The following is a 26100-nucleotide window of genomic DNA, read 5'->3' on the forward strand; positions in this document are numbered from 1 at the left end:
GCCACACCCCGGACGGTAGGAGCAGACGCGACCGCGCGTCTTGTACGTTCTTGCGCTCGCGCTGGTAGGCGCCGGGCGGCACCCCCACGATCCGGGAGAAGTGCCGGCTCAGGTGCGACTGGTCGGTGAACCCGACGGCCGCGGCGGCCCGGGCCGGTGCGGTGCCCGTGTCCAGCAGCCGTCTGGCCCGGCGCACCCGGGCGTCGGTCAGCCAGGTGTGCGGCGGCATCCCGTAGGTGTCCCGGAAGGCCCGCAGCAGGGCGAACGGGCTCGCTCCGAGATCGGCCGCCAGCCTCTCCAGGGTCGGCGGCTCGGTCATGCGCTCCTCCAGCACGGCACGCGCGCGTGCCGCGATGCCCGCTCCCGCCGTGCGCACCTCCCGCTGCGGCACGGACCCGCCGTTGAGCCGCAGCAGCCGGGTCACGGTCACCCGCAGCAGGGTGTCGGCGGCGAGCGCGTTGCCCTCCTCGGCGGCCCGCAGGACCCGGTGGACCAGGGCGGCGGCGCGGGGATCGTCGAGCACCGGGCTCACGAATCCGGGAGTGCCGCGGATCGCCGTCGTCTCGGCGGCGATCTCGGCCACCAGTCCGGGCGCCGGGTACACCGCCCCGTACCGCCATCCCTCGGGCACCCCGGCCCGCCCCGTGTGCGGTGTGTCCGGATTGACCAGCGCGAGGGCCCCGGGTCCGGCGTACCGGTCGGCCCCGCCGTGGTGGAACACCTCGACGCCCTCGGCGATGGCGGCGATCACGAAGTGCTCGTGGGTGTGCCGGACGAACTCCTTGCGGACGTAGCGGGCGCGCAGCAGATCGACACCGGGCAGTTCCGCGTACTGCCAGTGCCGTGCCCGTTCCTCGCCGGTCGCCGCCATGCCCCGATTCTCCGCCGTCCGGCGCCGCTCGCCGTGTTCACCCGGCCGCGCAGGGGAAATGCCCAGGTCAGAGCGGATTGTCAGTGGCCGGGTGCAGGATGGACGCATGGTCAGCGACGCACACCGAGCCCTCGACGGCTTCTCCCCCGCGACCCGCGGCTGGTTCACGGGGGCGTTCTCCGCGCCCACCGCGGCCCAGGCGGGCGCGTGGCAGGCCATCGGCGCGGGCTCGGACGTGCTGGTGGTCGCGCCGACCGGTTCCGGCAAGACCCTGGCCGCCTTCCTCGCCGCCCTGGACCAGCTGGCCTCCACCCCGCCCCCGGCCGACCCGAAGAAGCGCTGCCGGGTGCTGTACGTCTCGCCGCTCAAGGCCCTCGCCGTCGACGTCGAGCGCAATCTGCGCAGCCCGCTGACCGGCATCCGGCAGGAATCCGTCCGCCTCGGCCTGCCCGAGCCGGAGGTGAAGGTCGGCATCCGCTCCGGGGACACCCCGCCCGCCGAGCGCCGCGCCCTGTCCACCCGCCCGCCGGACATCCTGATCACCACACCCGAGTCGCTGTTCCTGATGCTCACCTCGGCCACGCGCGACGCGCTGACCGGGGTGGAGACGGTGATCCTGGACGAGGTGCACGCGGTGGCCGGCACCAAGCGCGGCGCCCACCTCGCGCTGACCCTGGAGCGCCTGGACGAGCTGCTGCCCCGGCCGGCCCGGCGGATCGGGCTGTCCGCGACCGTCCGCCCGGTCGACGAGATCGCCCGCTATCTGTCGCCCCGCCGCAAGGTGGAGATCGTCCAGCCGGAGTCCGGCAAGGAGTTCGACCTGTCGGTCGTGGTCCCGGTGGAGGACCTGGGCGAGCTGGGCGGCGCCCCGGCCGCCGACGGCGACGAGGGCGCGGAACGCCCCTCGATCTGGCCGCACGTCGAGGAACGGATCGCCGATCTGGTCCAGGCCCACCGCTCGACGATCGTCTTCGCCAACTCCCGGCGGCTGGCCGAGCGCCTGTGCAACCGGCTCAACGAGATCGCCTACGAGCGGGCCACCGGCGAGCCCCTGGACGAGCACCACTCCCCGGCCGAGCTGATGGGCGGCGCGGGCGCGGCCCAGGGCGCGCCCCCGGTCATCGCCCGCGCCCACCACGGCTCGGTCTCCAAGGAGCAGCGCGCCCTGGTCGAGGAGGACCTCAAGGCGGGCCGGCTGCCGGCCGTGGTCGCGACCTCCAGCCTGGAGCTGGGCATCGACATGGGCGCGGTGGACCTCGTCGTCCAGGTCGAGTCGCCGCCGTCGGTCGCCTCCGGCCTGCAGCGCGTCGGCCGCGCGGGACATCAGGTCGGCGCGGTCTCCACCGGTGTGGTCTTCCCGAAGTACCGCGGCGATCTGGTCCAGGCGGCTGTGGTCACCGAGCGGATGCGCTCGGGCTCCATCGAGTCCCTGCGGGTGCCCGCCAACCCCTTGGACGTGCTCGCCCAGCAGCTGGTCGCGATGACCGCGCTGGACACCTGGCAGGTCGACGACCTGCTCGCCCTGGTGCGCAGGGCCGCGCCGTTCGCCTCGCTGCCGGAGTCGGCGTTCACCGCCGTGCTCGACATGCTCGCCGGCCGCTATCCCTCCGACGCCTTCGCGGAGCTGCGCCCGCGCGTGGTGTGGGACCGCGTGGCGGGCACGGTCACCGGCCGCCCCGGCGCCCAGCGCCTCGCCGTCACCTCCGGCGGCACGATCCCCGACCGGGGGCTGTTCGGGGTCTTCCTCGCCGGTTCCGACCCGAAGAAGGGCGGCGGCCGGGTCGGCGAGCTGGACGAGGAGATGGTCTACGAGTCCCGGGTCGGCGACGTCTTCACCCTGGGGACGAGTTCGTGGCGCATCGAGGACATCACCCGCGACCGGGTGCTGGTCTCCCCCGCGCCGGGGGTGCCCGGCCGGCTCCCGTTCTGGAAGGGAGACCAGCTGGGCCGTCCGCTGGAGCTGGGCCGCGCGGTGGGCGCGTTCCTGCGCGAGGTCGGCTCGCTGTCCGACGAGGACGCCCGGCTGCGGCTGCTGGCGGCCGGACTCGACGCGTGGGCCGCCGGCAATGTGCTCTCCTATCTGGCCGAGCAGCGCGAGGCGTGCGGGCACGTCCCGGACGACCGGACGATCGTCGTCGAGCGCTTCCGCGACGAACTGGGCGACTGGCGGGTCGTCGTGCACTCGCCGTTCGGCGCCCAGGTGCACGCCCCCTGGGCCCTGGCCCTGGGCGCCCGCCTGTCCGAGCGGTACGGCATGGACGCGCAGGTCATGCACGCCGACGACGGCATCGTGCTGCGCCTGCCCGACGCCGACCTGATGGGCCTGGACCTGCTGGACCAGGACCCGGTGAAGGCGGGCACGGAGTACGACACCGAGCAGGCGCCCATCGGCGCGGCGGACGTCGCCTTCGACAAGGGCGAGGTCGATCAGGTCGTCACCGACCAGGTCGGCGGCTCGGCCCTGTTCGCCGCCCGCTTCCGCGAGTGCGCCGCCCGCGCGCTGCTGCTGCCCCGCCGCAACCCGGGCAAGCGCACCCCGCTGTGGCAGCAGCGCCAGCGCGCCGCCCAGCTGCTCCAGGTGGCGAGCGAGTTCGGCTCGTTCCCGATCGTCCTGGAGGCCGTCCGCGAGTGCCTCCAGGACGTCTTCGACGTGCCGGGCCTGGTCGAGCTGATGGGCGACATCGAGTCCCGCAAGGTCCGCCTGGTCGAGGTCACCACACCCGAGCCGTCCCCCTTCGCCCGCTCGCTGCTGTTCGGCTACGTCGCCCAGTTCCTGTACGAGGGCGACTCCCCGCTGGCCGAGCGCCGCGCCGCCGCCCTGTCCCTGGACTCGCGGCTGCTGGCCGAGCTGCTGGGCCAGGCGGAGCTGCGCGAGCTGCTGGACGCCGAGGTGCTGACCGAGCTGGAGCGGGAGCTGCAGTGGCTGGCGGAGGACCGCCGCGTCAAGGACGTCGAGGGCGTCGCGGACGTCCTGCGGCTGCTCGGTCCGCTCACCGACGCCGAGCTGGCCGAGCGGGGCGCCGAGCCCGGCTGGGCACCGGAGCTGGCCGGGGCCCGGCGGGCGATCCGGGTCAGGATCGCCGGGGCCGAGCACTGGGCCGCGATCGAGGACGCCGGCCGGCTGCGCGACGCGCTCGGCACGGCGCTTCCGGTGGGCGTCCCGGAGGCGTTCACCGAGCCGGTCAAGGACCCCCTCGGTGACCTCCTGGCCCGTCATGCCCGCACGCACGGTCCGTTCACGTCGGCCTCGGCGGCGGCCCGGTTCGGCCTCGGTGCGGCGGTCACCGAGGGCGCGCTGCAGCGGCTCGCCGCGGCCGGCCGGGTCGTGCAGGGCGAGTTCCACCCGGCGGGCATCGGCCAGGAGTGGTGCGATACCGCCGTGCTGCGCCGGCTGCGCCGCCGCTCGCTGGCCGCGCTGCGGCACGAGCTGGAGCCGGTGCCGCCGCCCGCGCTCGCGCAGTTCCTGCCGCAGTGGCAGCACATCGGCAAGGGGCACGCGCTGCGGGGCGTCGACGGCCTGGTGCGCGCCGTCGAGCAGTTGCAGGGCGCGTCCGTGCCCGCGTCCGCGCTGGAGAAGCTGGTCCTGCCCTCCCGCGTGCAGCACTACGCCCCGGCGATGCTCGACGAACTCACCGCCGCCGGCGAGGTGGTGTGGGCGGGCGCGGGCGCGCTGCCCGGCAAGGACGGCTGGGTCTCCCTGTACCTGGCGGACGCCGCCCCGCTGCTCCTGCCGCCACCGCATCCCCTGGAGCTGACCGCGCTGCACCGGTCCGTCCTCGACACCCTCGCCGGCGGCTACGGGCTGTTCTTCCGCCAGATCGCCGATCAGGTCCGCGCCACCACGCACCCGGAGGCCACCGATCCCGAGCTGGCCGACGCCCTGTGGGACCTGGCCTGGTCCGGCCGGCTCACCAACGACACGCTCGCCCCGATGCGCGCCCTGCTCGGCTCCGGCCGCACCGCAGGGTCCACGGCCCACCGCGCCAAGCGGGCGGTCCCGCGCGGGCGTTACGGCTCGCTGACGGCCGCGGCCCGCGCCACCTCCCGCAGCGGTCCGCCGACCGTCGCCGGCCGCTGGTCGCTGCTGCCGGACCGCGAGGCCGACGCCACCGTGCGCGCCCACGCCCTGGCCCGGACCCTCCTCGACCGGCACGGCGTCGTCACCCGGGGCGCGGTGGCCGCGGAGGGCGTCGAGGGCGGCTTCTCCGCGGTGTACCGCATCCTGTCCGCCTTCGAGGAGACCGGCCAGGCTCGCCGGGGGTACGTGGTGGAGGGGCTGGGTGCCGCCCAGTTCGCGATGGACGGCGCGGTCGACCGCCTGCGGGCGGCGGCGACCGCCCGCGAGCGCGGGGAGAACCTGCCCGGCACGGGACCGGGCGGCGTATACGGGAGCGGCGGCTACGGCAGCGGCCTCCCCGGCCTCCCGACCGGCTTCGACACACCCGGCGCTCCGCCCGCCGCCCCGCACGCCCTCCCCGGCGCCCTCGACCCGACCGGCACCGGCACCGGCACCGACCCCAGCCCCGGCGCGCCCGACTTCGGTACGCCGGACTTCGGTACGCCGGACTTCGACGTGTCCGGCCTCGGCCCGTCCGGCACCGGCCCGTCCGGCTTCGGTACCGACCCGGACTGGACGGACCCCGACCGCCCCCGGCCAGGGGAGTACATCTCACCGAGGGACTTCACCGCGCCGGGCACCGCCTCCCCCGGCCACGGCGGCCCGAGGGGCGGCGGGCGCGGCCTCCCGTACGGTTCCGCCCCCGCTGACCGGCGCGGTGGCCGTGGCGACTCCGTCGCTTCCCGCGCGGTGCTCCTGGCCGCCGCCGACCCGGCGAACGCGTACGGCGCCGCCCTGCCCTGGCCCGAGCCGCCGACCGGGGCCGGGCACAAGCCGGGACGCAAGGCCGGCTCCCTGGTGGTGCTCGTGGACGGCGAGCTGACCCTGTACATGGAGCGCGGCGGCAAGACCCTGCTGGCCTGGCCCGCCGACCCGGACGGCGCCGCCACCGAGGACCCGCGGCTGTCGGCGGCGGCCGAGGGGCTCGCCGCGGCGGCCCGCGCGGGCTCCCTCGGCACGGTCACGGTGGAGCGCGTCAACGGCGCCTCCGCGCTGACCGCCCCCATCGGCACCCTCCTGGAAGGCGTGGGCTTCGTCGCGACCCCGCGCGGACTGCGGCTGCGCGCATGACCCGACCACCAGCGAGCCACAGCGACCCGCCCGAAGCCACCGGTGCGCCGACGCCGCCGGTACGGCCAATGCGGCCAGTACGGCCAGTACGGCCAGTACGGCCTACGCAGCCGATGCCACCCGGAGCCGACGCGCACCGCCCCGCTCCGCCGCGCCCGTGCCACCCTTGAGCCATGCCCGAAGGTGACACGGTCTGGCAGGCCGCGAAGCGGTTGCGCGACGCCCTCGCGGGCAAGGCGCTGACCCGCAGCGACTTCCGGGTGCCGAAGTACGCCACGGTCGACCTCGCCGGCCGGACCGTCCTGGACTGTGTCGCACGGGGCAAGCACCTGCTCACCCGCTTCGAGGGCGGCCTGACCCTGCACTCGCATCTGAGGATGGAGGGCGCCTGGAAGGTGTACGGCAGCGGCGAGCGCTGGAAGGGCGGCCCCGCCCACCAGATCCGGGCCGTGCTCACCACCGCCGACCGCGCGGCCGTCGGCTACCGCCTGCCCGTGCTGGAACTGCTGCGCACCACCGAGGAGGAACGCGCCGTCGGCCACCTCGGCCCCGACCTGCTCGGCCCGGACTGGGACCCCGCACTCGCCCTGGCCAACCTGCTGGCCGACCCCGCCCGCCCGCTCGGTGAGGCGCTGCTCGACCAGCGCAACCTGGCGGGAATCGGCAACGTCTACAAGAGCGAGCTGTGCTTCCTGCTCGGCGTGACCCCGTGGCTGCCCGTGGGCGCCCTGCCCGCCGACCGCGCCGCCGAAACGCCCGCGCTCGCCCAGCGGCTCCTGGAGGTCAACCGGGACCGGACGGTCCGCCGGACCACGGGGCTGCGGGGCCAGGACCTGTTCGTGTACGGCCGTGCGCCCCGCCCCTGCCTGCGCTGCGGCACCTCGGTCCGGGTGGCCGACCAGGGCGACGGCTCCCAGGAGCGCCCCACGTACTGGTGCCCGTCCTGCCAGGCGGGACCCGCCCCGGCACCGGGTTCACCGCAGAGGTGGCGGGACCGCCATCCCGACCGCTACCCCCGCACCCGCCGCTGACGCCCCAGCACTGACACCCCGTCAGGTATGTCCCCCCGGCCCGCGCCCCGCCCTGCCGTACGGCCGGCCGCCCCACCCTTCGGCACACAGTGCACCGGCAGCAAGCTCAGCCCCCACCCACTCACCGCGACCGCCCCTTCCACCACCCCCGCGTCACGCGCCAGCGCCAGCCGCAGCACCGCCCACCACCACACCGCGCCCAGCACCAGGGCTGCCCCCCAGCGGCATATCCGCCCTGCCATCGCACCCACGCGCCCACCTCCAGCCCGACGCTAGAACGCCGCCCTCGCGTACAGGAGGGCGCACCGGGGCGCGCGGAGGCGCTCCTCTCACTCCCTGGCGCCGGTCGGCCGGAGACCCGGCCCGCCCTCCACCTTCGCCGCACCACCCCGCACCGGCAAGCGCGCGGAAGACCACCGGAAGGCAGCCGGACGGCAGCCAGACGGCAGCCGGAAAACAGCCAGAAGACAACGGAAAGGCAACAGAAACACAGCGACAGACGCGCAAATGCCCCGGCCGCGCTCCCCCGGATCTCCCGGAGAAGCCCCGGCCGGGGCCTCACGACGTATGCGTCAGCTCACACGCACGGATTCACGCGCACAGGACCGTCACGCGGCCACCACGTCCACCGCTTCCGCGGCGGCGGGCGCCTTGATGGTCACCCGTTCCGGTGGCACACCGGTCACCGACACGGAACCCAGCATCGGGCGGACCGGCGCGGGTACGGGCTCGGTGGCCGCAGCGGACTGAGCCAGCTCCGCGAGGGCGAGTTCGTCGCTCACTTCCCGCATGAGTTCGGACATCCGTACGTCCAGCGCGTCGCAGATGGCGGAGAGCAGCTCGGAGGAAGCCTCCTTCTGCCCCCGCTCCACCTCGGAGAGATAGCCGAGCGAGACTCGGGCGGACGAGGAGACTTCGCGCAGAGTACGGCCCTGGCGTTGGCGCTGCCGACGCAGCACGTCACCCAGCAGGCGACGGAGCAGAATCATCGGTGGCTCCCTCCTCGGACCGCGTAGCCGCAACCTTCACGCCCCACCGTACCGCCTCGTGACGCGGCCGTGCGGGGAGCGATGTCGTGTTCACTCAGGGCTGCAAACATCAAAACCCCCCGTTCCGTTCCGTATCCTGTGCCCGCTCGTTCCCGGTCTGTTGGCCCGCGGCCCGCTCCAGAAGCAGGGCGAGCACGCTCCGTACACTCTCTCTACGGATTTCCGCCCGGTCGCCGTTCAACCGCAATGCGGCGGTTTTCCCGCCACGATCCGCTCCGGCCACCGGGCCGCCCGGCCCGGCCACGGCCACGAAGACCGTCCCGACGGGCTGCCCGTCCTGGGGGTCGGGGCCGGCGACCCCGGTGGTCGCGACACCCCAGTCGGCTCCCAGGGCATCGCGTACCCCGGCCGCCATCTCGGCCGCGACCTGCGGATCCACCGCTCCGCGCTGGGCCAGCAGGGTGGCGTCCACGCCGAGCAGCTCATGCTTCAGCTCGGTGGCGTAGGCGGTGACCGAGCCCCGGAAGACCTTGGAGGCCCCCGGGACCGAAGTGATCTCCGCCGCCACCAGGCCACCGGTCAGCGACTCGGCGACGGCGAGGGTCTGGCCCCTCACTGTCAGTAGTTCGACGACTTCGGCGGCCCGGGAACTCACGCTTCCGTTTCCTCCAACGCCGCACGGCGCTCCGCGATTCCCCGCCTGCGCAGCACGATGGCCTGTTTCACATAGTCGAGCCCGGTCACCACGGTCAGCACGACGGCCGCGGCCATCACCCAGAACCGCAGGGTGGCCAGCCAGCCCGTCAGCGCCAGGACGTACATCCCGACGGCCACGCCCTGGGTGAGCGTCTTGAGCTTGCCGCCCCGGCTCGCGGGGATCACGCCGTAGCGGATGACCACGAACCGCAGCAGGGTGATCCCGAGTTCCCGGCCGAGGATCACGCCGGTCACCCACCAGGGCAGGTCACCCAGGCTGGAGAGGCAGATGAGCGCCGCCCCCATGATCGCCTTGTCGGCGATGGGGTCGGCGATCTTCCCGAAGTCGGTGACGAGGTCGTAGGTGCGCGCCAGGTGCCCGTCGAACAGGTCGGTGATCATGGCGACGGCGAAGGCGGCCCAGGCGAAGGAGCGCCAGGCCGGGTCGTAGCCGCCGTCGGCCAGCATCAGGGCCACGAAGCCGGGCACGAGCAGCAGCCGCAGCATGGTCAGCAGATTGGCGACGTTCCACACGCTGGCCTGGTTCACGGCGGCGGCCGTGATCTTCCCGCCGCGCGCGGGCGCGGGCCTGCCGCCCTCCTGGTCCCGTACCGTGCCGTCGGACCCGGCGGAGTCCGAAGCCCCGTCCGCGCCGGCACGGTGTGCCACCGCTGCCTCGGCCGCTTTCCGCGCGCCGGAGGAGCCGCCCGCCGCGGATGCCGGGACTCCGGTCATCTGCCCGTCTCCTCACTCCGTCCGAACGAGCCGGTCGGCGGCTCGGCCACCAGGTCGACCCCCTCCGTGCCGATCACCTTCGCCTCGACGATACGGCCGACGCGCAGTTCCTCGCCGCCGGTGAGCAGCACCTGCCCGTCGGTCTCGGGCGCCTGGTGCTCGGCCCGGCCGCGGACGCCGTCCTCGGGGTCCGCGGACTCCACGAGCACCCGCACGGTCTCCCCGACGCGTTCCTCGGCGCGCTGGGAGACGAGTTCCTCGGCCAGCCGGGAGACCCGCGCCAGCCGCTCGGCGACGACGTCCTCGTCGAGCTTGTCCTGGTACGTCGCCGCTTCGGTGCCCTCTTCGTCGGAGTAGCCGAAGACACCGATGGCGTCCAGGCGGGCGCCGTTCAGGAAGCGCTCCAGCTCGGCCAGGTCGGACTCGGACTCGCCGGGGAAGCCGACGATGAAGTTGGAACGCACACCGGCCTGGGGCGCCTTGGCGCGGATGGTGTCCAGCAGCTCCAGGAAGCGGTCGGTGTCGCCGAAGCGGCGCATGGCGCGCAGCACGCCGGGCGCGGAGTGCTGGAAGGACAGGTCGAAGTAGGGGGCGACCTTGGGGGTGGAGGTCAGGACGTCGATGAGCCCGGGGCGCATCTCGGCCGGCTGGAGGTAGCTGATCCGCACCCGCTCGATGCCGTCGACCTCGGCCAGCTCGGGCAGCAGGGACTCCAGCAGCCGGATGTCGCCGAGGTCCTTGCCGTAGGAGGTGTTGTTCTCGGAGACCAGCATGACCTCCTTGACGCCCTGCTCGGCCAGCCACCGCGTCTCGTTGAGCACGTCGCTGGGGCGGCGGGAGATGAAGGAGCCGCGGAAGGAGGGGATGGCGCAGAACGAGCAGCGCCGGTCGCAGCCGGAGGCCAGCTTGACCGAGGCGACGGGGGCGCCGTCCAGCCGGCGGCGCAGCGGGGCGCGCGGGCCGGAGGCGGGGGCGAGGCCCTCGGGCAGGTCGGCGGGTCCGTGCCCGGGCAGGGCGACGGCGGTGCCCGCCTCCTGGCGCTCGGCCGGGCTGATCGGCAGCAGCTTGCGGCGGTCGCGCGGGGTGTGCGCGGCGTGGATGCCGCCGCTCAGGATGGTCTGGAGGCGGTCGGAGATGTCCGCGTAGTCGTCGAAGCCGAGCACGCCGTCGGCCTCGGGCAGGGCCTCGGCGAGTTCCTTGCCGTACCGCTCGGCCATGCAGCCGACCGCGACGACGGCCTGGGTTCTGCCGTGGTCCTTGAGGTCGTTGGCCTCCAGGAGGGCGTCGACGGAGTCCTTCTTGGCGGCTTCCACGAAGCCGCAGGTGTTGACGACGGCGACGTCCGCTTGCGCGGCGTCCTCCACGAGCTGCCAGCCGTCCGCCTCCAAACGGCCTGCGAGCTCCTCCGAGTCCACCTCGTTACGGGCGCAGCCGAGAGTGACGAGTGCGACGGTGCGGCGTTCAGGCATGGGCTCAAGACTACTTTGTCTCTGTCGCGCCCCATGTCGAAGGGGTTGGCCGATCTTGGCCAACCCCTCGTCCGTGTGCCCCGCCGACCCCCAGGTACCGGGCTATCCGACCTGCGGGTCGCCCTTGGTGTACGTGAGGCGTTCCACGGCGCCGGGCTGGAACTGGTCCTCGATCTTCTTGCCGTTGACGAAGAGCTGGATGGCGCCGGCGTCACCGAGAATGAGGTTGATCTTGGTGCTGTCCTGGAAGGTCTTGGACTGGCCCTTGTCGAGCAGCCCGTCGAAGAGCATGCGCCCGTTGTGGTCCTTGGCGGAGATCCAGCTGCGTCCGTTGGGTGCGCTGACCTGGACGGTCACCTTGTCCTGGGGCGCGGCGGCGATGGCGCTGTCGGACGGGGCCGGCTTCGGGGCGGCGGGCTTGCTGGTGTGCGGCTTGGGCGAGGCGGGCGCGCCGGTGGTGGCGGTGGAGCCCTCGGCGGCCTGGGCCTGGGCGCCGTCGTCACCACTGCCGCCACCCTTGACGGCGGTGAAGCCGACGAACCCGATGACGACGACGATCGCGGCGACCATGGCGGCGGTCCAGTTGGGCCCGCGCCGCTCCGGACGGATACGTTCCGCCTCGAAGAGCGGGGCGGCCGGGGTCGGCGCGGGGCGCCCGCCGTGCCCGGCGTCGTACCGGGCGAGCAGCGGGGCCGGGTCGAGGTGCACCTCGCGGGCCAGGGTCCGGATGTGTCCTCGGGCGTAGACGTCACCGCCGCAGGGGGCGAAGTCGTCGGCCTCGATGGCGTGCACGATGGCGATGCGGACCCGGGTGGCGGTGCTGACCTCGTCGACGGTCAGCCCGGCGGCGAGCCGGGCGTCCTTCAGGATTCGGCCGATGGAGGGGCGGGCTTCCTCGGAAACGTCTTCGAACGGACGCTCGTCTTCAGGGGAGTTGCCGATGGACACGGGGGCGCCTTTCGAGCGTGTAGCCACCTGTGCTGGAAATTCAGTCTAGGGGTGTGCCAAAGGGTGGAGCGACCCGGCGGAAGTACTTTGTACGCCATCGGAATGGCCGGACGAACCGATGGCGGGACCGGTCCGGGACCGCTGTGCGACCGAGGATTCGGACCTGCACGGACCCGTACCGGACCTCTTGCCCAACTGGACGTACGGCCCGGGTGAAGGGTTGCCCGCCGTCGGCTAACGGGTGGATCACGGTGCCCTCCCTCGCGGCCGGCCCGCCCCCGGACTCCCGGGACCGCGCCCTGTACGCCTACCCCTCGCTCTCGCCCCGAATCACGGCCAGCACACCGTCCAGCTCGTCGGCCTTCACCAGGACGTCCCGCGCCTTGGATCCCTCGCTGGGGCCGACGATGTTCCGCGACTCCATGAGGTCCATCAGCCGGCCGGCCTTGGCGAAGCCGACCCGCAGCTTGCGCTGGAGCATGGAGGTGGACCCGAACTGCGTGGAGACCACCAGCTCGGCCGCCTGGCACAGCAGGTCGAGGTCGTCGCCGATGTCCTCGTCGATCTCCTTCTTCTGCTTGGTGCCGACGACGACGTCGTCCCGGAAGACCGGCGTCATCTGGTCCTTGCAGTGCTGGACGACCGCGGCGACCTCGGCCTCGGTGACGAACGCGCCCTGCAGCCGGGTCGGCTTGCTCGCCCCCATCGGCAGGAACAGGCCGTCGCCCTTGCCGATCAGCTTCTCGGCGCCGGGCTGGTCCAGGATGACGCGGCTGTCGGCGAGCGAGGAGGTGGCGAAGGCCAGCCGGGAGGGCACGTTCGCCTTGATCAGGCCGGTGACGACGTCCACCGAGGGCCGCTGGGTGGCGAGCACCAGGTGGATGCCGGCCGCGCGGGCGAGCTGCGTGATGCGCACGATCGCGTCCTCGACGTCACGCGGCGCGACCATCATCAGGTCGGCCAGCTCGTCGACGATCACCAGCAGGTACGGGTAGGGCTGCAGCTCGCGTTCGCTGCCCTCGGGCGACTTCACCTTGCCGCTGCGCACGGCCTCGTTGAAGTCGTCGATGTGCCGGAAGCCGAACGCGGCCAGGTCGTCGTAGCGCAGGTCCATCTCGCGCACGACCCACTGCAGCGCCTCGGCGGCCCGCTTGGGGTTGGTGATGATCGGCGTGATCAGGTGCGGGATGCCCTCGTACGCAGTCAGCTCGACGCGCTTGGGGTCGACCAGGACCATGCGGACGTCCTCCGGGCTCGCCCGCATCATGATCGAGGTGATCAGGCAGTTGATGCAGGACGACTTGCCGGAGCCGGTGGCGCCAGCCACCAGGATGTGCGGCATCTTCGCGATGTTCGCCATCACATAGCCGCCCTCGACGTCCTTGCCGAGCGCGACCAGCATCGGGTGGTCGTCCTCGGCGGCCTCCGCCAGGCGCAGCACGTCGCCGAGGTTGACCATCTCCCGGTCGGTGTTGGGGATCTCGATGCCGACCGCGGACTTGCCGGGGATCGGGCTGATGATCCGCACGTCCGGGCTGGCCACGGCGTAGGCGATGTTCTTGGTCAGCGCCGTGATCCGCTCGACCTTCACGGCGGGGCCGAGTTCGACCTCGTAGCGGGTGACCGTGGGGCCGCGGGTGAAGCCGGTGACCCGGGCGTCCACCTTGAACTCGGTGAAGACGGTGGTGAGCGAGTCGACGACGGCGTCGTTCGCGGCGCTGCGCGCCTTGCCGGGGCCGCCGCGCTCCAGCAGGTCCAGCTTGGGCAGCGCGTAGGTGATGTCACCGGAGAGCTGGAGTTGCTCGGCGCGCGGCGGCAGGTCGCGGGTCTCGGCGGGCGGGGCCTTGGTGAGGTCGGGGACCCCGGCGGGCGGCTCGCCCGGTGCGGGGCGCGCGGCCGCCGGACCCGCCTTGCGTCCGGCCGGCGGCTGCGCCTTCGGGGGCGCGGCGGGGGCGTCCTGCTCGGGGCGCGCGGCCGGTACCGGGGTGGGGGTGGGGGTCTCACCGCGATCGCCCACGGCGACGCCCTGGGTGAGGTCGGCGACGACCGGCGACGGCGGCATGCCGTGCAGTACGGCGCCGTCCAGCGCGGCGGCGGCCGCGGCGGCCACGTCCACGGCGTCCATCGGCCGTTCCATGTCGGGCTGCGGCACGGCCGAGCGCCGGGGCCGGGCGCGCCGCTTGGTGAGGGCGTCCTGCTCCGCGGTGTCGGGGTCGTACTCCGGGCCGGGGCTCCGGCGGCCGCGGGGGCGCGCGGGCAGCGCTTCGCGCCACTGCTCGTCGTAGCGGGCGTCGTCCTCGGGGTACGCGGCGTACTCGGCGTCCTCGTCGTCCTCCGGGTCGGGCAGCAGGCCGAGTCTCACCCCGAGGAGCCGCAACCGCTGCGGGATGGCGTTGACCGGGGTGGCGGTGACGACCAGCAGGCCGAACACCGTGAGCAGCACGAGCAGGGGTACGGCGAGCACCTCGCCCATGGCGTACGTCAGCGGGGTGGCCGCGCCCCAGCCGATGAGGCCGCCGGCGTCCCTTATGGCCTGCATGCCGTCGCTGCGCGCGGGCGAGCCGCAGGCGATGTGGACCTGTCCGAGCACGCCGAGCACGAGGGCGGACAGGCCGATGACGATCCGGCCGTTGGCCTCGGGCTTCTCCGGGTGCCGGATGAAGCGCACCGCGATGATCCCGACCAGGATCGGCACCAGCAGGTCGAGCCGGCCGAAGGCGCCGGTGACCAGGATCTCGACCAGATCCCCGACCGGGCCGCGCAGGTCGGCCCAGGTGCCGGCGGCGACGATCAGGGCGACGGCGAGCAGCAGCAGGGCGACGCCGTCCTTGCGGTGCGCGGGGTCGAGGTTCTTGGCTCCCTGCCCTATGCCCCGGAAGACGGCGCCGACGGCGTGCGCCAGGCCGAGCCAGAGGGCGCGTACGACACGGAACAGGCCCCCGGTCGGGCTCGGCGCCGCCGGGCGGGGCACGGGCCTGCCCGCCACGGCCTTCCTGGCGGGGGCCCGCTTGGCGGGAGCCTTCTTGGCCGGGGCCCTTTTCGCAGCGGCCTTCCTCGCCGGAGCCTTCACGGGAGCGGCCGCCTTCTTCGCGGGCGGCTTGTTGGCTGCGGAGGGACGTGAGGCCATAGGTGTGAGGTTACCGTCGCGGGCGACGCCGGACACGTGTGCCCAGCCCTTCACCCGTTCGTGTCGTGCCTGCGGGGCCGACAGTTGACCGGGCCTCAGCGGCCGTGCGGCGGGGCCGGAGTTGCCCGGCGGGTCAGGTGACGTGTCTCACCCGGGTGTCCCAACCCGCCGGGGCGGGCGGTCAGTTCTGCGAGGGGACCGACGACGGGTTCCCGGTGCCCGGCTCCAGCGCGTCCAGCGCCCGGCGCAGTCCCGTCAGCTTCCGCTCCAGATGGGCGGCGGTGGCCACCGCCGCCGCGTCGGCCGCGTCGTCGTCGAGCTGCTTGGAGAGGGCCTCCGCCTGCTCCTCCACGGCCGCCAGGCGCGCGGACAGCTCCGCGAGCAGGCCGGCGGCCTCCTTGCCGTCGCCGACGCCGCCCTTGCCGCCGCCCTCCAGCTGGAGCCGCAGCAGCGCGGCCTGCTCCTTCAGCTGGCAGTTCTTCATGTACAGGTCCACGAACACCGAGACCTTGGCGCGCAGCACCCACGGGTCGAACGGCTTGGAGATGTAGTCCACCGCACCCGCCGCGTAACCGCGGAAGGTGTGGTGGGGACCGTGGTTGATCGCGGTCAGGAAGATGATCGGGATGTCCCGGGTCCGCTCCCGCCGCTTGATGTGCGCGGCCGTCTCGAAACCGTCCATGCCCGGCATCTGGACGTCCAGCAGAATCACCGCGAAGTCGTCCGTGAGCAGCGCTTTGAGCGCTTCCTCCCCGGACGATGCCCGCACCAGCGTCTGATCGAGCGCGGAGAGGATGGCCTCCAGCGCCAGCAGATTCTCCGGCCGGTCATCGACCAGGAGGATCTTGGCCTTCTGCACCATGGCCCGCCCTCCTCGCCCCGGCTTGGGGCCGCCCCTGTCCGCAGGAACCCGGGAGACACCACCCGGTGCCGCCCCAGGGGACGACTTCCTTGCGCCGCCCGTCCTTGTGCCGGTCATCGTAGCCGCACCCCGCCCGTCGCCACACCCTGTCACCGCGATGTCACTGTGCACGTAGCGGAAACGCGGCAGGAGACCAGAAGGTTCCCCGGATCCCGCGCCTGTATGCGGCCTCCGGCGACCTCACCCGACACCTCCCGGCGTCCGACGTCACAACTCCCGGCGCCCGCGGAAGGTTCCCGGCGCCGGGACCGGATTCCCCCGGTCCCGGCCGTGCTCCCCGGCCACGCCCCCGGGCGCCGGTGCCGGACCGGCCTCACTCCTCCCGCATCCACTGCTCCATCACGCCCAGCAGGTGGTCCGGATCGACCGGTTTGGTCACATAGTCCGAGGCGCCCGACTCGATCGCCTTCTCCCGGTCGCCCTTCATCGCCTTCGCGGTCAGCGCGATGATCGGCAGCCCGGCGAACTGCGGCATCCTGCGGATCGCCGTAGTCGTCGCGTAGCCGTCCATCTCGGGCATCATGATGTCCATCAGGACGACCGCCACATCGTCGTGCTGCTCCAGCACCTCGATGCCCTCGCGCCCGTTCTCGGCGTACAGCACCGACAGGCCGTGCTGCTCCAGGACGCTGGTCAGCGCGAAGACGTTGCGGATGTCGTCGTCGACGATGAGCACCTTCTCGCCGCCGAACCGGACGTCCCGGTACGAGCGGGCCGCCGCGTCCGCCTGGGCGGCCGCCCCGGCCGGTCCCGTCGGTCCCAGCGGTCCCATCGGCCACTGCTGCTCAGGCGCCTGCGGCTCGGGCCGCTCCTCGGGCTCCGGCCGGGCGCCGGGGGGCAGCGCCCTGCGGCGGCGCCGGAAGAGCGCGGCGGCCCCGTTCTGCGTCTCCTGGTACGACCGCACCTCCGCCGGTGTCTCCACCTCGGCCGCCGTCAGCTCGGAGGCGTGCGACAGGCCGGACAGATCGGACAGGTGCGGCTCGGCGGCGGCGACCAGCTCGTCGGCGTCCAGGGCGGACGCGGGCTGCTGGTAGCCCTGCGGCGGCAGCTCGCCCGGGTGCAGCGGCAGGTACAGGGTGAACGTCGAGCCGCGGCCCGGTTCGCTCTGCGCGTGGATCTCGCCGCCGAGCAGCTGGGCGATCTCCCGCGAGATGGACAGCCCGAGCCCCGTACCGCCGTACTTGCGGCTGGTGGTGCCGTCGGCCTGCTTGAACGCCTCGAAGATCACCCGCATCTTGCTGGCCGCGATCCCGATGCCGGTGTCGGTGACCGAGAACGCGATCATGTCCGCGTCCGGGCCGGTCAGCGAACCGGCCTCCAGCAACTGCTCGCGGATCGCCTGCGGAACCTCGTCCCGCGCGGGACGGATGACCAGCTCCACCGACCCGGAGTCGGTGAACTTCACCGCGTTGGACAGCAGGTTGCGCAGCACCTGGAGCAGCCGCTGCTCGTCGGTGTGCAGGGTGGCCGGCAGCTCGGGCGAGACCCGCACCGACAGGTCCAGGCCCTTCTCGGCGGTGAGCGGCCGGAAGGTGGCCTCCACGTAGTCGATGAGCTGGACCAGCGCGATGCGCGTCGGGGAGACGTCCATCTTGCCCGCCTCGACCTTGGACAGGTCCAGGATGTCGTTGATCAGCTGGAGCAGGTCGGAACCGGCCCCGTGGATCGTCTCGGCGAACTCCACCTGCTTCGGGGACAGGTTCCCCTCGGCGTTGTCGGCGAGCAACTTGGCCAGGATCAGCAGCGAGTTCAGCGGCGTACGCAGCTCGTGCGACATGTTGGCCAGGAACTCGCTGCGGTAGCGCATGGAGACCGCGAGCTGCTCGGCACGCTCCTCCAGGACCTGCCGGGCCTCCTCGATCTCGGAGTTCTTCGCCTCGATGTCCCGGTTCTGCTGGGCCAGCAGCTCGGCCTTCTCCTCCAGTTCGGCGTTGGACACCTGGAGGGCCTTCTGCCGCTGCTCCAGCTCCTCCGAGCGCAGCCGCAACTGCTCGGTCAGCTCCTGGGACTGCTTGAGCAGCACCTCGGTCTTGGTGTTGACGGAGATGGTGTTGACGCTGGTGGCGATCATCTCCGCGATCTGGTTGAGGAAGTCCTTCTGGATGTGCGTGAACGGCGTGAAGGAGGCCAGCTCGATCACCCCGAGCACCTTGCCCTCGAACAGCACCGGCAGCACGATCACCTGCGCGGGCGGCGCCTCGCCGAGCCCGGAGGAGATCTTCAGGTAACCGCTGGGCGCGTTGTCCACCAGGATCGTGCGCTTCTCCTGCGCGGCCGTCCCGATCAGCGCCTCACCCGGCCGGAACGAGGTCGGCATGGACCCCATCGAATAGCCGTAGGAGCCGAGCATCCGCAGCTCGTACGCGTTCTCCAGGTCCTCGGCGAAGTCCTTGTCGTCGGCCGCCGGCATCGCCACGAAGAACGCGCCGTGCTGCGCGGACACCACCGGCGTCAGCTCGCTCATGATCAGCGACGCCACGTCCTCCAGGTCGCGGCGGCCCTGCATCAGCGCCGAGATGCGGGCCAGATTGCCCTTGAGCCAGTCCTGCTCCTTGTTGGCGATCGTGGTGTCACGCAGGTTGGCGATCATCTTGTTGATGTAGTCCTGGAGTTCCTGGATCTCGCCGGAGGCGTCGACGTCGATCTTCAGGTTCAGGTCGCCGCGGGTCACCGCGGTCGCCACCCGTGCGATGGCCCGCACCTGCCGGGTCAGGTTCCCGGCCATCTCGTTCACCGACTCGGTCAGGTCCCGCCAGGTGCCGTCCACGTCCCGCACCCGCGCCTGCCCGCCGAGCTGTCCCTCGGTGCCCACTTCGCGGGCCACCCGGGTGACCTCCTCGGCGAAGCTGGAGAGCTGGTCGACCATCGTGTTGATGGTCGTCTTCAGCTCCAGGATCTCCCCGCGCGCGTCGATGTCGATCTTCTTGGTCAGGTCGCCCTTGGCGATGGCGGTGGTCACCATGGCGATGTTGCGCACCTGACCGGTCAGGTTGGACGCCATCTGGTTCACCGACTCGGTGAGGTCCTTCCAGGTGCCCGCCACACCAGGGACGTACGCCTGCCCGCCCAGGATGCCGTCCGTGCCCACCTCACGGGCCACCTTGGTGACCTGGTCGGCGAACGAACTCAGCGTCTTCACCATGGTGTTGAAGGTGTCCGCGAGCTGCGCGACCTCACCGCGCGCCTCGATCGTCACCGTCCGCGTCAGATCGCCGTTGGCGACCGCCGCCGCCACCTGGGAGATGTTGCGCACCTGCATGGTCAGGTTGTTGGCCATCAGGTTGACGTTGTCGCTGAGGTCCTTCCAGATGCCGACCACACCCGGCACGTGCGCCTGGCCGCCCAGGATGCCCTCGGTGCCCACCTCGCGGGCCACCCGCGTGACCTGCTCGGCGAACGAGGACAGCTGGTCGACCATCGTGTTGACGGTGGTGACGAGTTCGAGGATCTCGCCCTTGGCGTCGACGGTGATCTTCTTCGACAGGTCGCCCTTGGCGACGGCGGTGGTGACCTCGGCGATGTTGCGGACCTGGATGGTCAGGTTGTTCGCCATGAAGTTCACCGACTGGGTGAGGTCCTTCCAGGTGCCGGCCACGCCCTGCACCTCGGCCTGGCCGCCCAGGATGCCCTCCGTGCCCACCTCGCGGGCCACCCGCGTGACCTCCTGGGCGAACGAGGAGAGCTGGTCCACCATCGTGTTGAGGGTGTTCTTCAGCTCCTGGATCTCGCCCCGCGCGTCCACGGTGATCTTCTGGGAGAGATCGCCGCGCGCCACCGCGGTGGCGACCTGCGCGATGTTGCGCACCTGCGAGGTCAGGTTGCCTGCCATCCCGTTCACCGAGTCGGTCAGGTCCCGCCACACACCGGCCACACCCGGCACCTGCGCCTGCCCGCCGAGCCGCCCCTCGGTGCCCACCTCGCGGGCCACCTTGGTCACCTGGTCGGCGAAGGCGGACAGCTGGTCCACCATCGTGTTGATGGTGTTCTTCAGCTCCAGGATCTCCCCGCGCGCGTCCACGTCGATCTTCTGCGACAGGTCGCCGCGCGCCACCGCCGTCGTCACCTGCGCGATGTTGCGCACCTGGCCGGTGAGGTTGGACGCCATGGAGTTGACGGAGTCGGTCAGCTCCTTCCAGGTGCCCGACACGCCGTCCACGCGCGCCTGGCCGCCGAGCCGGCCCTCGGTGCCCACGTCCCGGGCCATCCGCGTCACCTGGTCGGCGAACGAGGAGAGCTGGTCCACCATCGTGTTCACGGTGTTCTTGAGCTGGAGCATCTCGCCGGAGACGTCCACGGTGACCTTCTGCGAGAGATCGCCGTTGGCCACCGCCGTCGTCACCTGCGCGATGTTCCTCACCTGGCCGGTGAGGTTGCGGAAGGCGGTGTTGACGGAGTCCGTCAGGTCCTTCCAGGTGCCCGCCGCGCCCGGCACCTGCGCCTGGCCGCCCAGCTCGCCCTCGACCCCGACCTCCCGGGCCACCCGCGTGACCTCGGCACCGAACGACGACAGCTGGTCGACCATGCCGTTGACGGTGTTCTTCAGCTCCAGCATCTCGCCGGCCACGTCGACCGTGACCTTCTGCGACAGGTCACCGCTGGCCACCGCCGTCGTCACCGCGGCGATGTCCCTCACCTGGGTGGTGAGGTTGCGGAACACCGTGTTGACGGAGTCCGTCAGGTCCTTCCAGGTACCGGCCACGCCGGGCACGGTCGCCTGCCCGCCCAGCCGCCCCTCCCCGCCGACCTCGTTGGCCACCCGGGTGACCTCGTCCGCGAAGATCCGCAGCGTCTCGGTCATCTGGTTGATCGTCTCGGCCAGCCGGGCGACCTCGCCGCGCGCCGGGACGGTCACCTTCTGCGACAGGTCGCCGTCGGCGACGGCCGTGGTGACCTGCGCGATACCGCGCACCTGGGCCGTCAGGTTGCCGGCCATCAGGTTCACCGAATCGGTGAGTTCCTTCCAGGTGCCGTCGACACCCGGCACATGCGCCTGCCCGCCCAGGATGCCGTCCGTGCCCACCTCACGGGCGACCCGCGTCACCTCGGAGGAGAACGCGGACAGCTGGTCCACCATCGTGTTGACGGTGTTCTTCAGCTCCAGCATCTCCCCGGCGACATGCACGGTGACCTTGCGTGACAGATCGCCCTTGGCCACCGCCGTGGTCACCAGCGCGATGTCCCGCACCTGCGCGGTCAGCCGGGACGCCATCGTGTTGACGGAGTCCGTCAGGTCCTTCCACGAACCCGAAAGGCCCCGCACCCGGGCCTGCCCGCCCAGCTTGCCCTCGGTGCCCACCTCACTGGCCACCCGCGTGACCTCGTCGGTGAACGTCGACAGCTGGTCGACCAGATTGTTGACGGTCCGCCCGACCTTCAGGAACTCGCCCCGCAGCGGATGCCCCGCACCCTCCGCGGCCTGCGTGCGCAGCTCCATCCGCGGCGACAGGTCACCCTCGGCGACCGCGGACAGCACCCGCCCCACCTCGGAGACGGGCCGCACCAGATCGTCGACGAGCGCGTTGGAGTTCTCGACCGCGGCCGCCCAGGACCCCTCACAGGCACCCGTCTCCAGCCGCTCCGTGAGTTTTCCCTCACGCCCCACCATGCGCCGTACCCGCGACAGCTCGCCCGTCAGGTGCAGATTGCGGTCGGCCACCTCGTTGAAGACCGCGGCGATCTCCGACATCACGCCGTCCCCGGACACCGTGAGCCGCTTGCGGAAGTTCCCGTCCCGCATCCCCACCAGAGCGGCCAGCAACCGGTTCAGGGCCGCCGTGTCCACCGCGGTGGTGCCGCCCCGCGGCGCGCGCCGGTCGCTCGGGGACTGCCCGGACGGTCCGCCTTTCGCGCGCGTCCTCGTGCCCCGCGTCGCTGCGCCAGACTCCACTGTGTCCCTCCCGCAGGGGTCGACCGTTACTGCTTCGTATGTCTGCCCGATTCCACCAGGCCACACGAAGGGCTGCTGTCCCACGTGCGCGGACCACACTCGTCCCGCCCGCGCCGTCAGAACAAGCCTGCCCAGTGTTTCACCCCCACCGAACCAGGCCATAACAGTTCGGCAGCTTCGCACACCGTCCGCACACCCTCCGGGCGAAAACACTGGTGACCGGCATCCGCACGGACGGCGAAGGTAAGTAACCTTGCATGCGGCTGTCCAGCCACGGTCCGTCCGGCCTGGGCGGTGGCACGGGAACGAGCGGGCATCGGAGGGCGGCCGCACACAATGACCACCGGAGTGATCCCCGGGGGACCGCCCCCGGAGCCAGGGCCGACCGGGCCGGACGGCCCCCAGCTGCCGGAACAGCGGGGCGAACCGGCCGGTCACCAGGACCGGCACGTCGACAACCGGACGAGGAGTTCTGTGATCACCGCGCGCGCGGCCGCCAGCTTCGAGCCCCTGGGGCGATCGGTCGCGACCGCCCGGTCCTTCGTCCGCGACACCCTCCAGGGGTGGGGCTTCGGCGACATCGTCGACGACGCCGTGGTCCTCACCAGCGAACTGGTCACCAACGCCGTCGTGCACGCCGGCACCGCCGCCGACGTCCTGTGCCTGCGCAGTGCCAACGGGGTACGCGTCGAGGTCGCCGACCGCTACCCGGAGCGCGAGGTCCCGCTGCAGAGCGCGGCCGTCTCCATGGGCAGCCCGGACCGGGAGGGCGGCCGCGGCCTCCAGCTGTGCGCGGCCCTGGCCGGCCGCTGGGGCGTGGAGTACACCCCCACGCACAAGAACGTCTGGTTCCAGCTGGACTCGCCCGAGCGCCCGGTCGGCACCCGCTCCGCGGGCCCCTCGCTGCCCGCCGAACTCCTCCCGCTGGCCGACGGCCGGGTCCGCGTCGCCGTCGTCCAGATCGACCGCGGCGGCACCATCACCGCCTGGAACGAGGACGCCGAGGAACTCTTCGGCTACGCCGCCGAGCAGGTCACCGGCAAGCCCCTGACCGACCTCGCCGCCTGGCCGCACACGCCCGGCACCGGCACCGGCGTCGCCGAGGCACTGCGTCTGTCCCGCTGGGAGGGCAGCTACGGCATCCGCGGCGCTGACGGCCGGGTCATCCCCGTCTACGCCTCCCATCTGCGCGTCCGCGACTCCGGCGGCGAGCCCTCCACGGTCTGCCTGCTCGTACGCGATCACGAACGCGCCATCCTGCAGACTCCGTTGCGCCTCCCGGCGAACACCGACGCGGGCACCGGCGCCGACGGCTCGAACACCGACCCGTTCGAGGTGTTCATCGGCTCCCCCGCCCCCGACGACCTGGACAGCCTGCTGCAGCGCACGGTGGAGCGGGCCCGCGACATGCTCGACGCCGACGCCGCCTTCCTGCTCCTGGCCACCGACGACGAGACCGAGCTGGAGGTCCGCGCCTCCACCGGCCTGCCCTCCGCCCGCCAGCGCTTCGCCCGCGTCCCCGTCGAGGCCGGCCCCGGCCGCTACGGCTCGGCCCGCATGCCCGCCGTCCACGACGACCTCACCGCCGCCCCCGGCGCCGTCCCCCTGCTCGGCGGCACCGGCATGCGTTCCGTCGTCACGGTCCCCCTCAAGGTCGAGGGCCGCCTCACCGGCTCCCTCGGCGTGGCCGCCGAGGCCTCCGGCAGATACTCCAACGAGGAGGCACTGCGCCTGCAGTTCGCCGCCGACCGCATCGCCCTGGCCGTCGAGTCGGCCCGCCTGGGCGAGCTGGAACGGCTGCGCCGCGGCTCGCTCAGCTTCCTCGTCGAGGCGTCCGACCTGCTGGCCGGCACCCTGGACCGTGACCAGACCCTCGCCCTGATGGCACAGATGACGGTCCCGACCCTGGCCACCTGGTGCGCCGTCTACACCATCGCCGACCAGGCCTCCGACCCCTATCTCTCCTACGTCCTGCACGAGGACGAGGAACTCATCGACGGCATCAAGTCCCTGCTGTCGAAGGTCGCCCCGCCCGACCCGGTCCCCACGCCGGGCGCCCGGATCTGGCCCGCCCCCGGCGAGGCCGCCCACCAGGCGGCCCTGCGCAGCTCCATGCGCAGCCTCAGCCTGGGCGACTCCCACCACCGCATCGGCACGACCATCGGCCCCACCCTCGCCACCGCCGCCGCGGTGGGCGGCGAGACGGTCGTCCTGCCGCTGGTCGCCCGCAACCGCGTCATCGGCATGCTCACCCTGGGCAAGCCCGCCGACGAGCACTTCCGCCAGGAGATCCTGGAACTCGCCGAGGACCTGAGCCGCCGGGCCGCCCTGGCCCTGGACAACGCCCGCCTGTACTCGGAGCGTACGGCCATCAGCCAGTCCCTCCAGCGCAGCCTGCTGCCGCCGGGGCTGCCGCAGATCGACGGCGTCGAGGTCGACGTCATCTACCGCGCGGCCGGCGAGGGCAACGAGGTCGGCGGCGACTTCTACGACCTCTTCCCCATCCGCGACGGCGCCTACGGCTTCGCCATCGGCGACGTCTGCGGTACGGGCCCGGAGGCGGCCGCCGTCACGGGCCTGGCCCGGCACGCGCTCAGACTGCTGGCCCGCGAGGGCTACGGCGGCCCGGCGGTCCTGGAGCGCCTGAACTCCGCGATCCTCGACGAGGGCGCCCGCAGCCGCTTCCTCACCCTCCTGTACGGCGAGCTGTGGCCGCAGGAGGACGGCAGCGCCCGGCTGAAGGTGGTCTGCGCCGGTCACCCGCTGCCGCTGCGCCTGCGCCAGGACGGCACGGTCGAACCGGCCGCCGAACCGCAGCCGCTGCTCGGCGTCATGGAGGACCTGGAGCTGTACGAGCAGACGGTCACGCTGGACCCGGGCGATGTCCTGCTGTGCGTCACGGACGGCGTCACCGAGCGCCGCGAGGGCACCCGCATGCTGGGCGACGACGGCCTCGCGGACGTCCTCACCACCTGCACGGGGCTGACGGCCGGCGCGGTCGCCGCCCGCATCATGCGGGCGGTGGAGCGCTTCGCGGCGGACGCGCCCTCCGACGACATGGCGATCCTGGCGATGCGGGTCCCGGAGGTCCTCCAGGACTGACCTGGAGCCCGGGGACCCGCCCCGGCATAAGAAAAGGCCCCGCCCGGAAGGGCGAGGCCTTTTCTTTCGGAGCCCCCAAACGGAATCGAACCGTTGACCTTCTCCTTACCATGGAGACGCTCTGCCGACTGAGCTATAGGGGCCGGTCGCCTTTTCGGGGTTTCCCCCTCGGCAACGAAATAGATCATACCCCGAACACCGGCGTGCTCCCAACCGCGACCGGACCGCCGAGCGCATTGCACGCCGACACGATCCGCTGCATCTCCCGCCGGGTCAGCGCGGCCTCCACCGGCAGCGCCAGAGTCTCCTCGGCGGCCCGCTCGGTCTCCGGCAGGCACACCAGCCACCGGCGGAATTCGGGAAGCCGGTGCACGGGTGTCTTCACGGGCACCGTGCAGCCGATGCCCCGCTCCCGCAGCGCCCGCGCGAACGCGTCCCGGTCCGGCCGGCCGTTCCCCGGCACCCGCACCACGTACTGCTGATAGGTGTGGCCGCCGTCGCCCTCGGGCGTCCGCACCCCGCGCAGCTTCGCGTCCAGATAGGCGGCGCGTTCCCTGCGCTGCGCCAACTCGTCGCAGGGCGCCTCGGATTCACCATGCTCCAGCACCGGCAGCCCGTGCCGCCGGCCGACCTCCCGCAGCCTCGTCAGGTCGGCCGGCCGCCCGAAGCGGTGCACGGCGACGACGGCCACCGTACGGGGAGTCGCGGCGGCCTCGACGGCGCAGGGATCGAGGCAGTACGTCACCGGGTCTATGTCCGCGAACACGGGCAGCGCGCCCGCCCGGACCACCGCCTCGGCGACCTCGGCGTTCCCGAACGCCGGCACCACGACCTCGTCACCGGCTCCGACGCCCACGGTTCTGAGCAGTGCATCAGTACCCATGCGGCGGATGCTGGTCGCACGACGTGAACGTCAAGTGACGGAAAACAAAAAAGGGTTGGACCCGGAACCGAAGTTCGGGGTCCAACCCTTTTGAATAATTGTTCGGCGGTGTCCTACTCTCCCACAGGGTCCCCCCTGCAGTACCATCGGCGCTGTGAGGCTTAGCTTCCGGGTTCGGAATGTAACCGGGCGTTTCCCTCACGCTATGACCACCGAAACACTATGAAACAATCAACCGCACCATGTGTGGCA

General features: G+C 72.5%; 13 protein-coding genes, 1 tRNA gene, 1 rRNA gene and 1 pseudogene. 3 read left to right on the plus strand and 13 right to left on the minus strand.

Annotated features, from left to right (window positions below; translation table 11 throughout):
• Positions 1–70: 70 nt before the first annotated feature.
• Positions 71–1090: pseudogene (locus tag ABZ858_RS13460) on the minus strand (AraC family transcriptional regulator); the annotation flags it as partial.
• Between ABZ858_RS13460 and ABZ858_RS13465 the strand changes: the two are divergent.
• Together ABZ858_RS13465 and ABZ858_RS13470 are read left to right on the plus strand one after the other, a co-directional pair.
• Positions 978–6059, plus strand: coding sequence for an ATP-dependent helicase (locus ABZ858_RS13465; protein ID WP_361376115.1), 5082 nt, complete (start codon positions 978–980; stop codon positions 6057–6059). The pseudogene ABZ858_RS13460 and the gene ABZ858_RS13465 sit on opposite strands and share 113 nt — an antisense overlap.
• Positions 6060–6232: 173 nt before the next feature.
• Positions 6233–7090 (plus strand): DNA-formamidopyrimidine glycosylase family protein, encoded by an 858-nt coding sequence (locus ABZ858_RS13470; RefSeq protein ID WP_361376118.1) that lies wholly within the window; start codon positions 6233–6235, stop codon positions 7088–7090.
• Here ABZ858_RS13470 and ABZ858_RS13475 read toward each other — a convergent pair.
• The 9 genes from ABZ858_RS13475 to ABZ858_RS13515 form a co-directional block, all read right to left on the minus strand.
• Positions 7069–7332 (minus strand): hypothetical protein, encoded by a 264-nt coding sequence (locus tag ABZ858_RS13475; RefSeq protein WP_361376194.1) that lies wholly within the window; start codon positions 7330–7332, stop codon positions 7069–7071. The two genes, ABZ858_RS13470 and ABZ858_RS13475, sit on opposite strands and share 22 nt — an antisense overlap.
• A 366-nt stretch (positions 7333–7698) precedes the next feature.
• Positions 7699–8079 (minus strand): helix-turn-helix transcriptional regulator, encoded by a 381-nt coding sequence (locus ABZ858_RS13480; RefSeq protein ID WP_361376120.1) that lies wholly within the window; start codon positions 8077–8079, stop codon positions 7699–7701.
• 109 nt (positions 8080–8188) lie between these two features.
• Positions 8189–8734, minus strand: coding sequence for a CinA family protein (locus ABZ858_RS13485; protein WP_361376122.1), 546 nt, complete (start codon positions 8732–8734; stop codon positions 8189–8191).
• Entirely contained in the window at positions 8731–9510 is a 780-nt protein-coding gene (gene pgsA, locus ABZ858_RS13490) for a CDP-diacylglycerol--glycerol-3-phosphate 3-phosphatidyltransferase (protein ID WP_361376125.1), read from the minus strand. The genes ABZ858_RS13485 and pgsA overlap by 4 nt, the downstream gene beginning before the upstream one ends.
• Positions 9507–10979, minus strand: a complete 1473-nt coding sequence (rimO, locus tag ABZ858_RS13495) for a 30S ribosomal protein S12 methylthiotransferase RimO (protein WP_361376128.1) — start codon at positions 10977–10979, stop codon at positions 9507–9509. Before rimO ends, pgsA begins: the two co-directional genes overlap by 4 nt.
• 102 nt (positions 10980–11081) lie before the next feature.
• Entirely contained in the window at positions 11082–11927 is an 846-nt protein-coding gene (locus ABZ858_RS13500; RefSeq protein ID WP_361376131.1) for a RodZ domain-containing protein, read from the minus strand.
• A gap of 307 nt (positions 11928–12234) precedes the next feature.
• The gene (locus tag ABZ858_RS13505; RefSeq protein WP_361376134.1) at positions 12235–15054 is read right to left on the minus strand and encodes a DNA translocase FtsK; all 2820 of its coding nucleotides are present in this window, start codon (positions 15052–15054) and stop codon (positions 12235–12237) included.
• 181 nt (positions 15055–15235) lie between these two features.
• On the minus strand, positions 15236–15916 hold the full coding sequence (locus ABZ858_RS13510) for a response regulator (protein ID WP_361376137.1): 681 nt from the start codon (positions 15914–15916) through the stop codon (positions 15236–15238).
• Between the two features lie 373 nt (positions 15917–16289).
• Complete coding sequence (locus tag ABZ858_RS13515; RefSeq protein WP_361376140.1) at positions 16290–21863, minus strand: HAMP domain-containing protein; 5574 nt, start codon at positions 21861–21863, stop codon at positions 16290–16292.
• Positions 21864–22199: 336 nt separating this feature from the next.
• Here ABZ858_RS13515 and ABZ858_RS13520 point away from each other — a divergent pair, with 336 nt between their 5' ends.
• Positions 22200–24965 carry a SpoIIE family protein phosphatase gene (locus tag ABZ858_RS13520; RefSeq protein WP_361376143.1) on the plus strand — a complete coding sequence of 922 codons (2766 nt, stop codon included), beginning with the start codon at positions 22200–22202 and terminating at the stop codon, positions 24963–24965.
• Between the two features lie 70 nt (positions 24966–25035).
• Here the strand turns inward: ABZ858_RS13520 and ABZ858_RS13525 are convergent.
• The 3 genes from ABZ858_RS13525 to rrf all read right to left on the minus strand — a co-directional run bounded on the left by ABZ858_RS13525 (position 25036) and on the right by rrf (position 26065).
• Positions 25036–25108: transfer RNA gene (locus tag ABZ858_RS13525), tRNA-Thr, on the minus strand.
• A gap of 41 nt (positions 25109–25149) precedes the next feature.
• Positions 25150–25848: a DegT/DnrJ/EryC1/StrS family aminotransferase gene (locus ABZ858_RS13530; RefSeq protein ID WP_361376146.1), complete on the minus strand. Its 699-nt coding sequence runs from the start codon at positions 25846–25848 to the stop codon at positions 25150–25152.
• 100 nt (positions 25849–25948) lie between these two features.
• A 5S ribosomal RNA gene (rrf, locus tag ABZ858_RS13535) occupies positions 25949–26065 on the minus strand.
• Positions 26066–26100 lie beyond the last annotated feature (35 nt).

This window comes from Streptomyces sp. NPDC047017, assembly GCF_040644175.1.
GTDB lineage: Bacteria > Actinomycetota > Actinomycetes > Streptomycetales > Streptomycetaceae > Streptomyces.

Coding starts and splice junctions, on each gene's coding strand:
- ABZ858_RS13465 (WP_361376115.1), top strand. CDS start 978: ATGGTCAGCGACGCACACCGAGCCCTCGACGGCTTCTCCCCCGCGACC.
- ABZ858_RS13470 (WP_361376118.1), top strand. CDS start 6,233: ATGCCCGAAGGTGACACGGTCTGGCAGGCCGCGAAGCGGTTGCGCGAC.
- ABZ858_RS13475 (WP_361376194.1), bottom strand. CDS start 7,332: ATGGCAGGGCGGATATGCCGCTGGGGGGCAGCCCTGGTGCTGGGCGCG.
- ABZ858_RS13480 (WP_361376120.1), bottom strand. CDS start 8,079: ATGATTCTGCTCCGTCGCCTGCTGGGTGACGTGCTGCGTCGGCAGCGC.
- pgsA (WP_361376125.1), bottom strand. CDS start 9,510: ATGACCGGAGTCCCGGCATCCGCGGCGGGCGGCTCCTCCGGCGCGCGG.
- rimO (WP_361376128.1), bottom strand. CDS start 10,979: ATGCCTGAACGCCGCACCGTCGCACTCGTCACTCTCGGCTGCGCCCGT.
- ABZ858_RS13505 (WP_361376134.1), bottom strand. CDS start 15,054: ATGGCCTCACGTCCCTCCGCAGCCAACAAGCCGCCCGCGAAGAAGGCG.
- ABZ858_RS13510 (WP_361376137.1), bottom strand. CDS start 15,916: ATGGTGCAGAAGGCCAAGATCCTCCTGGTCGATGACCGGCCGGAGAAT.
- ABZ858_RS13520 (WP_361376143.1), top strand. CDS start 22,200: ATGACCACCGGAGTGATCCCCGGGGGACCGCCCCCGGAGCCAGGGCCG.
- ABZ858_RS13530 (WP_361376146.1), bottom strand. CDS start 25,848: ATGGGTACTGATGCACTGCTCAGAACCGTGGGCGTCGGAGCCGGTGAC.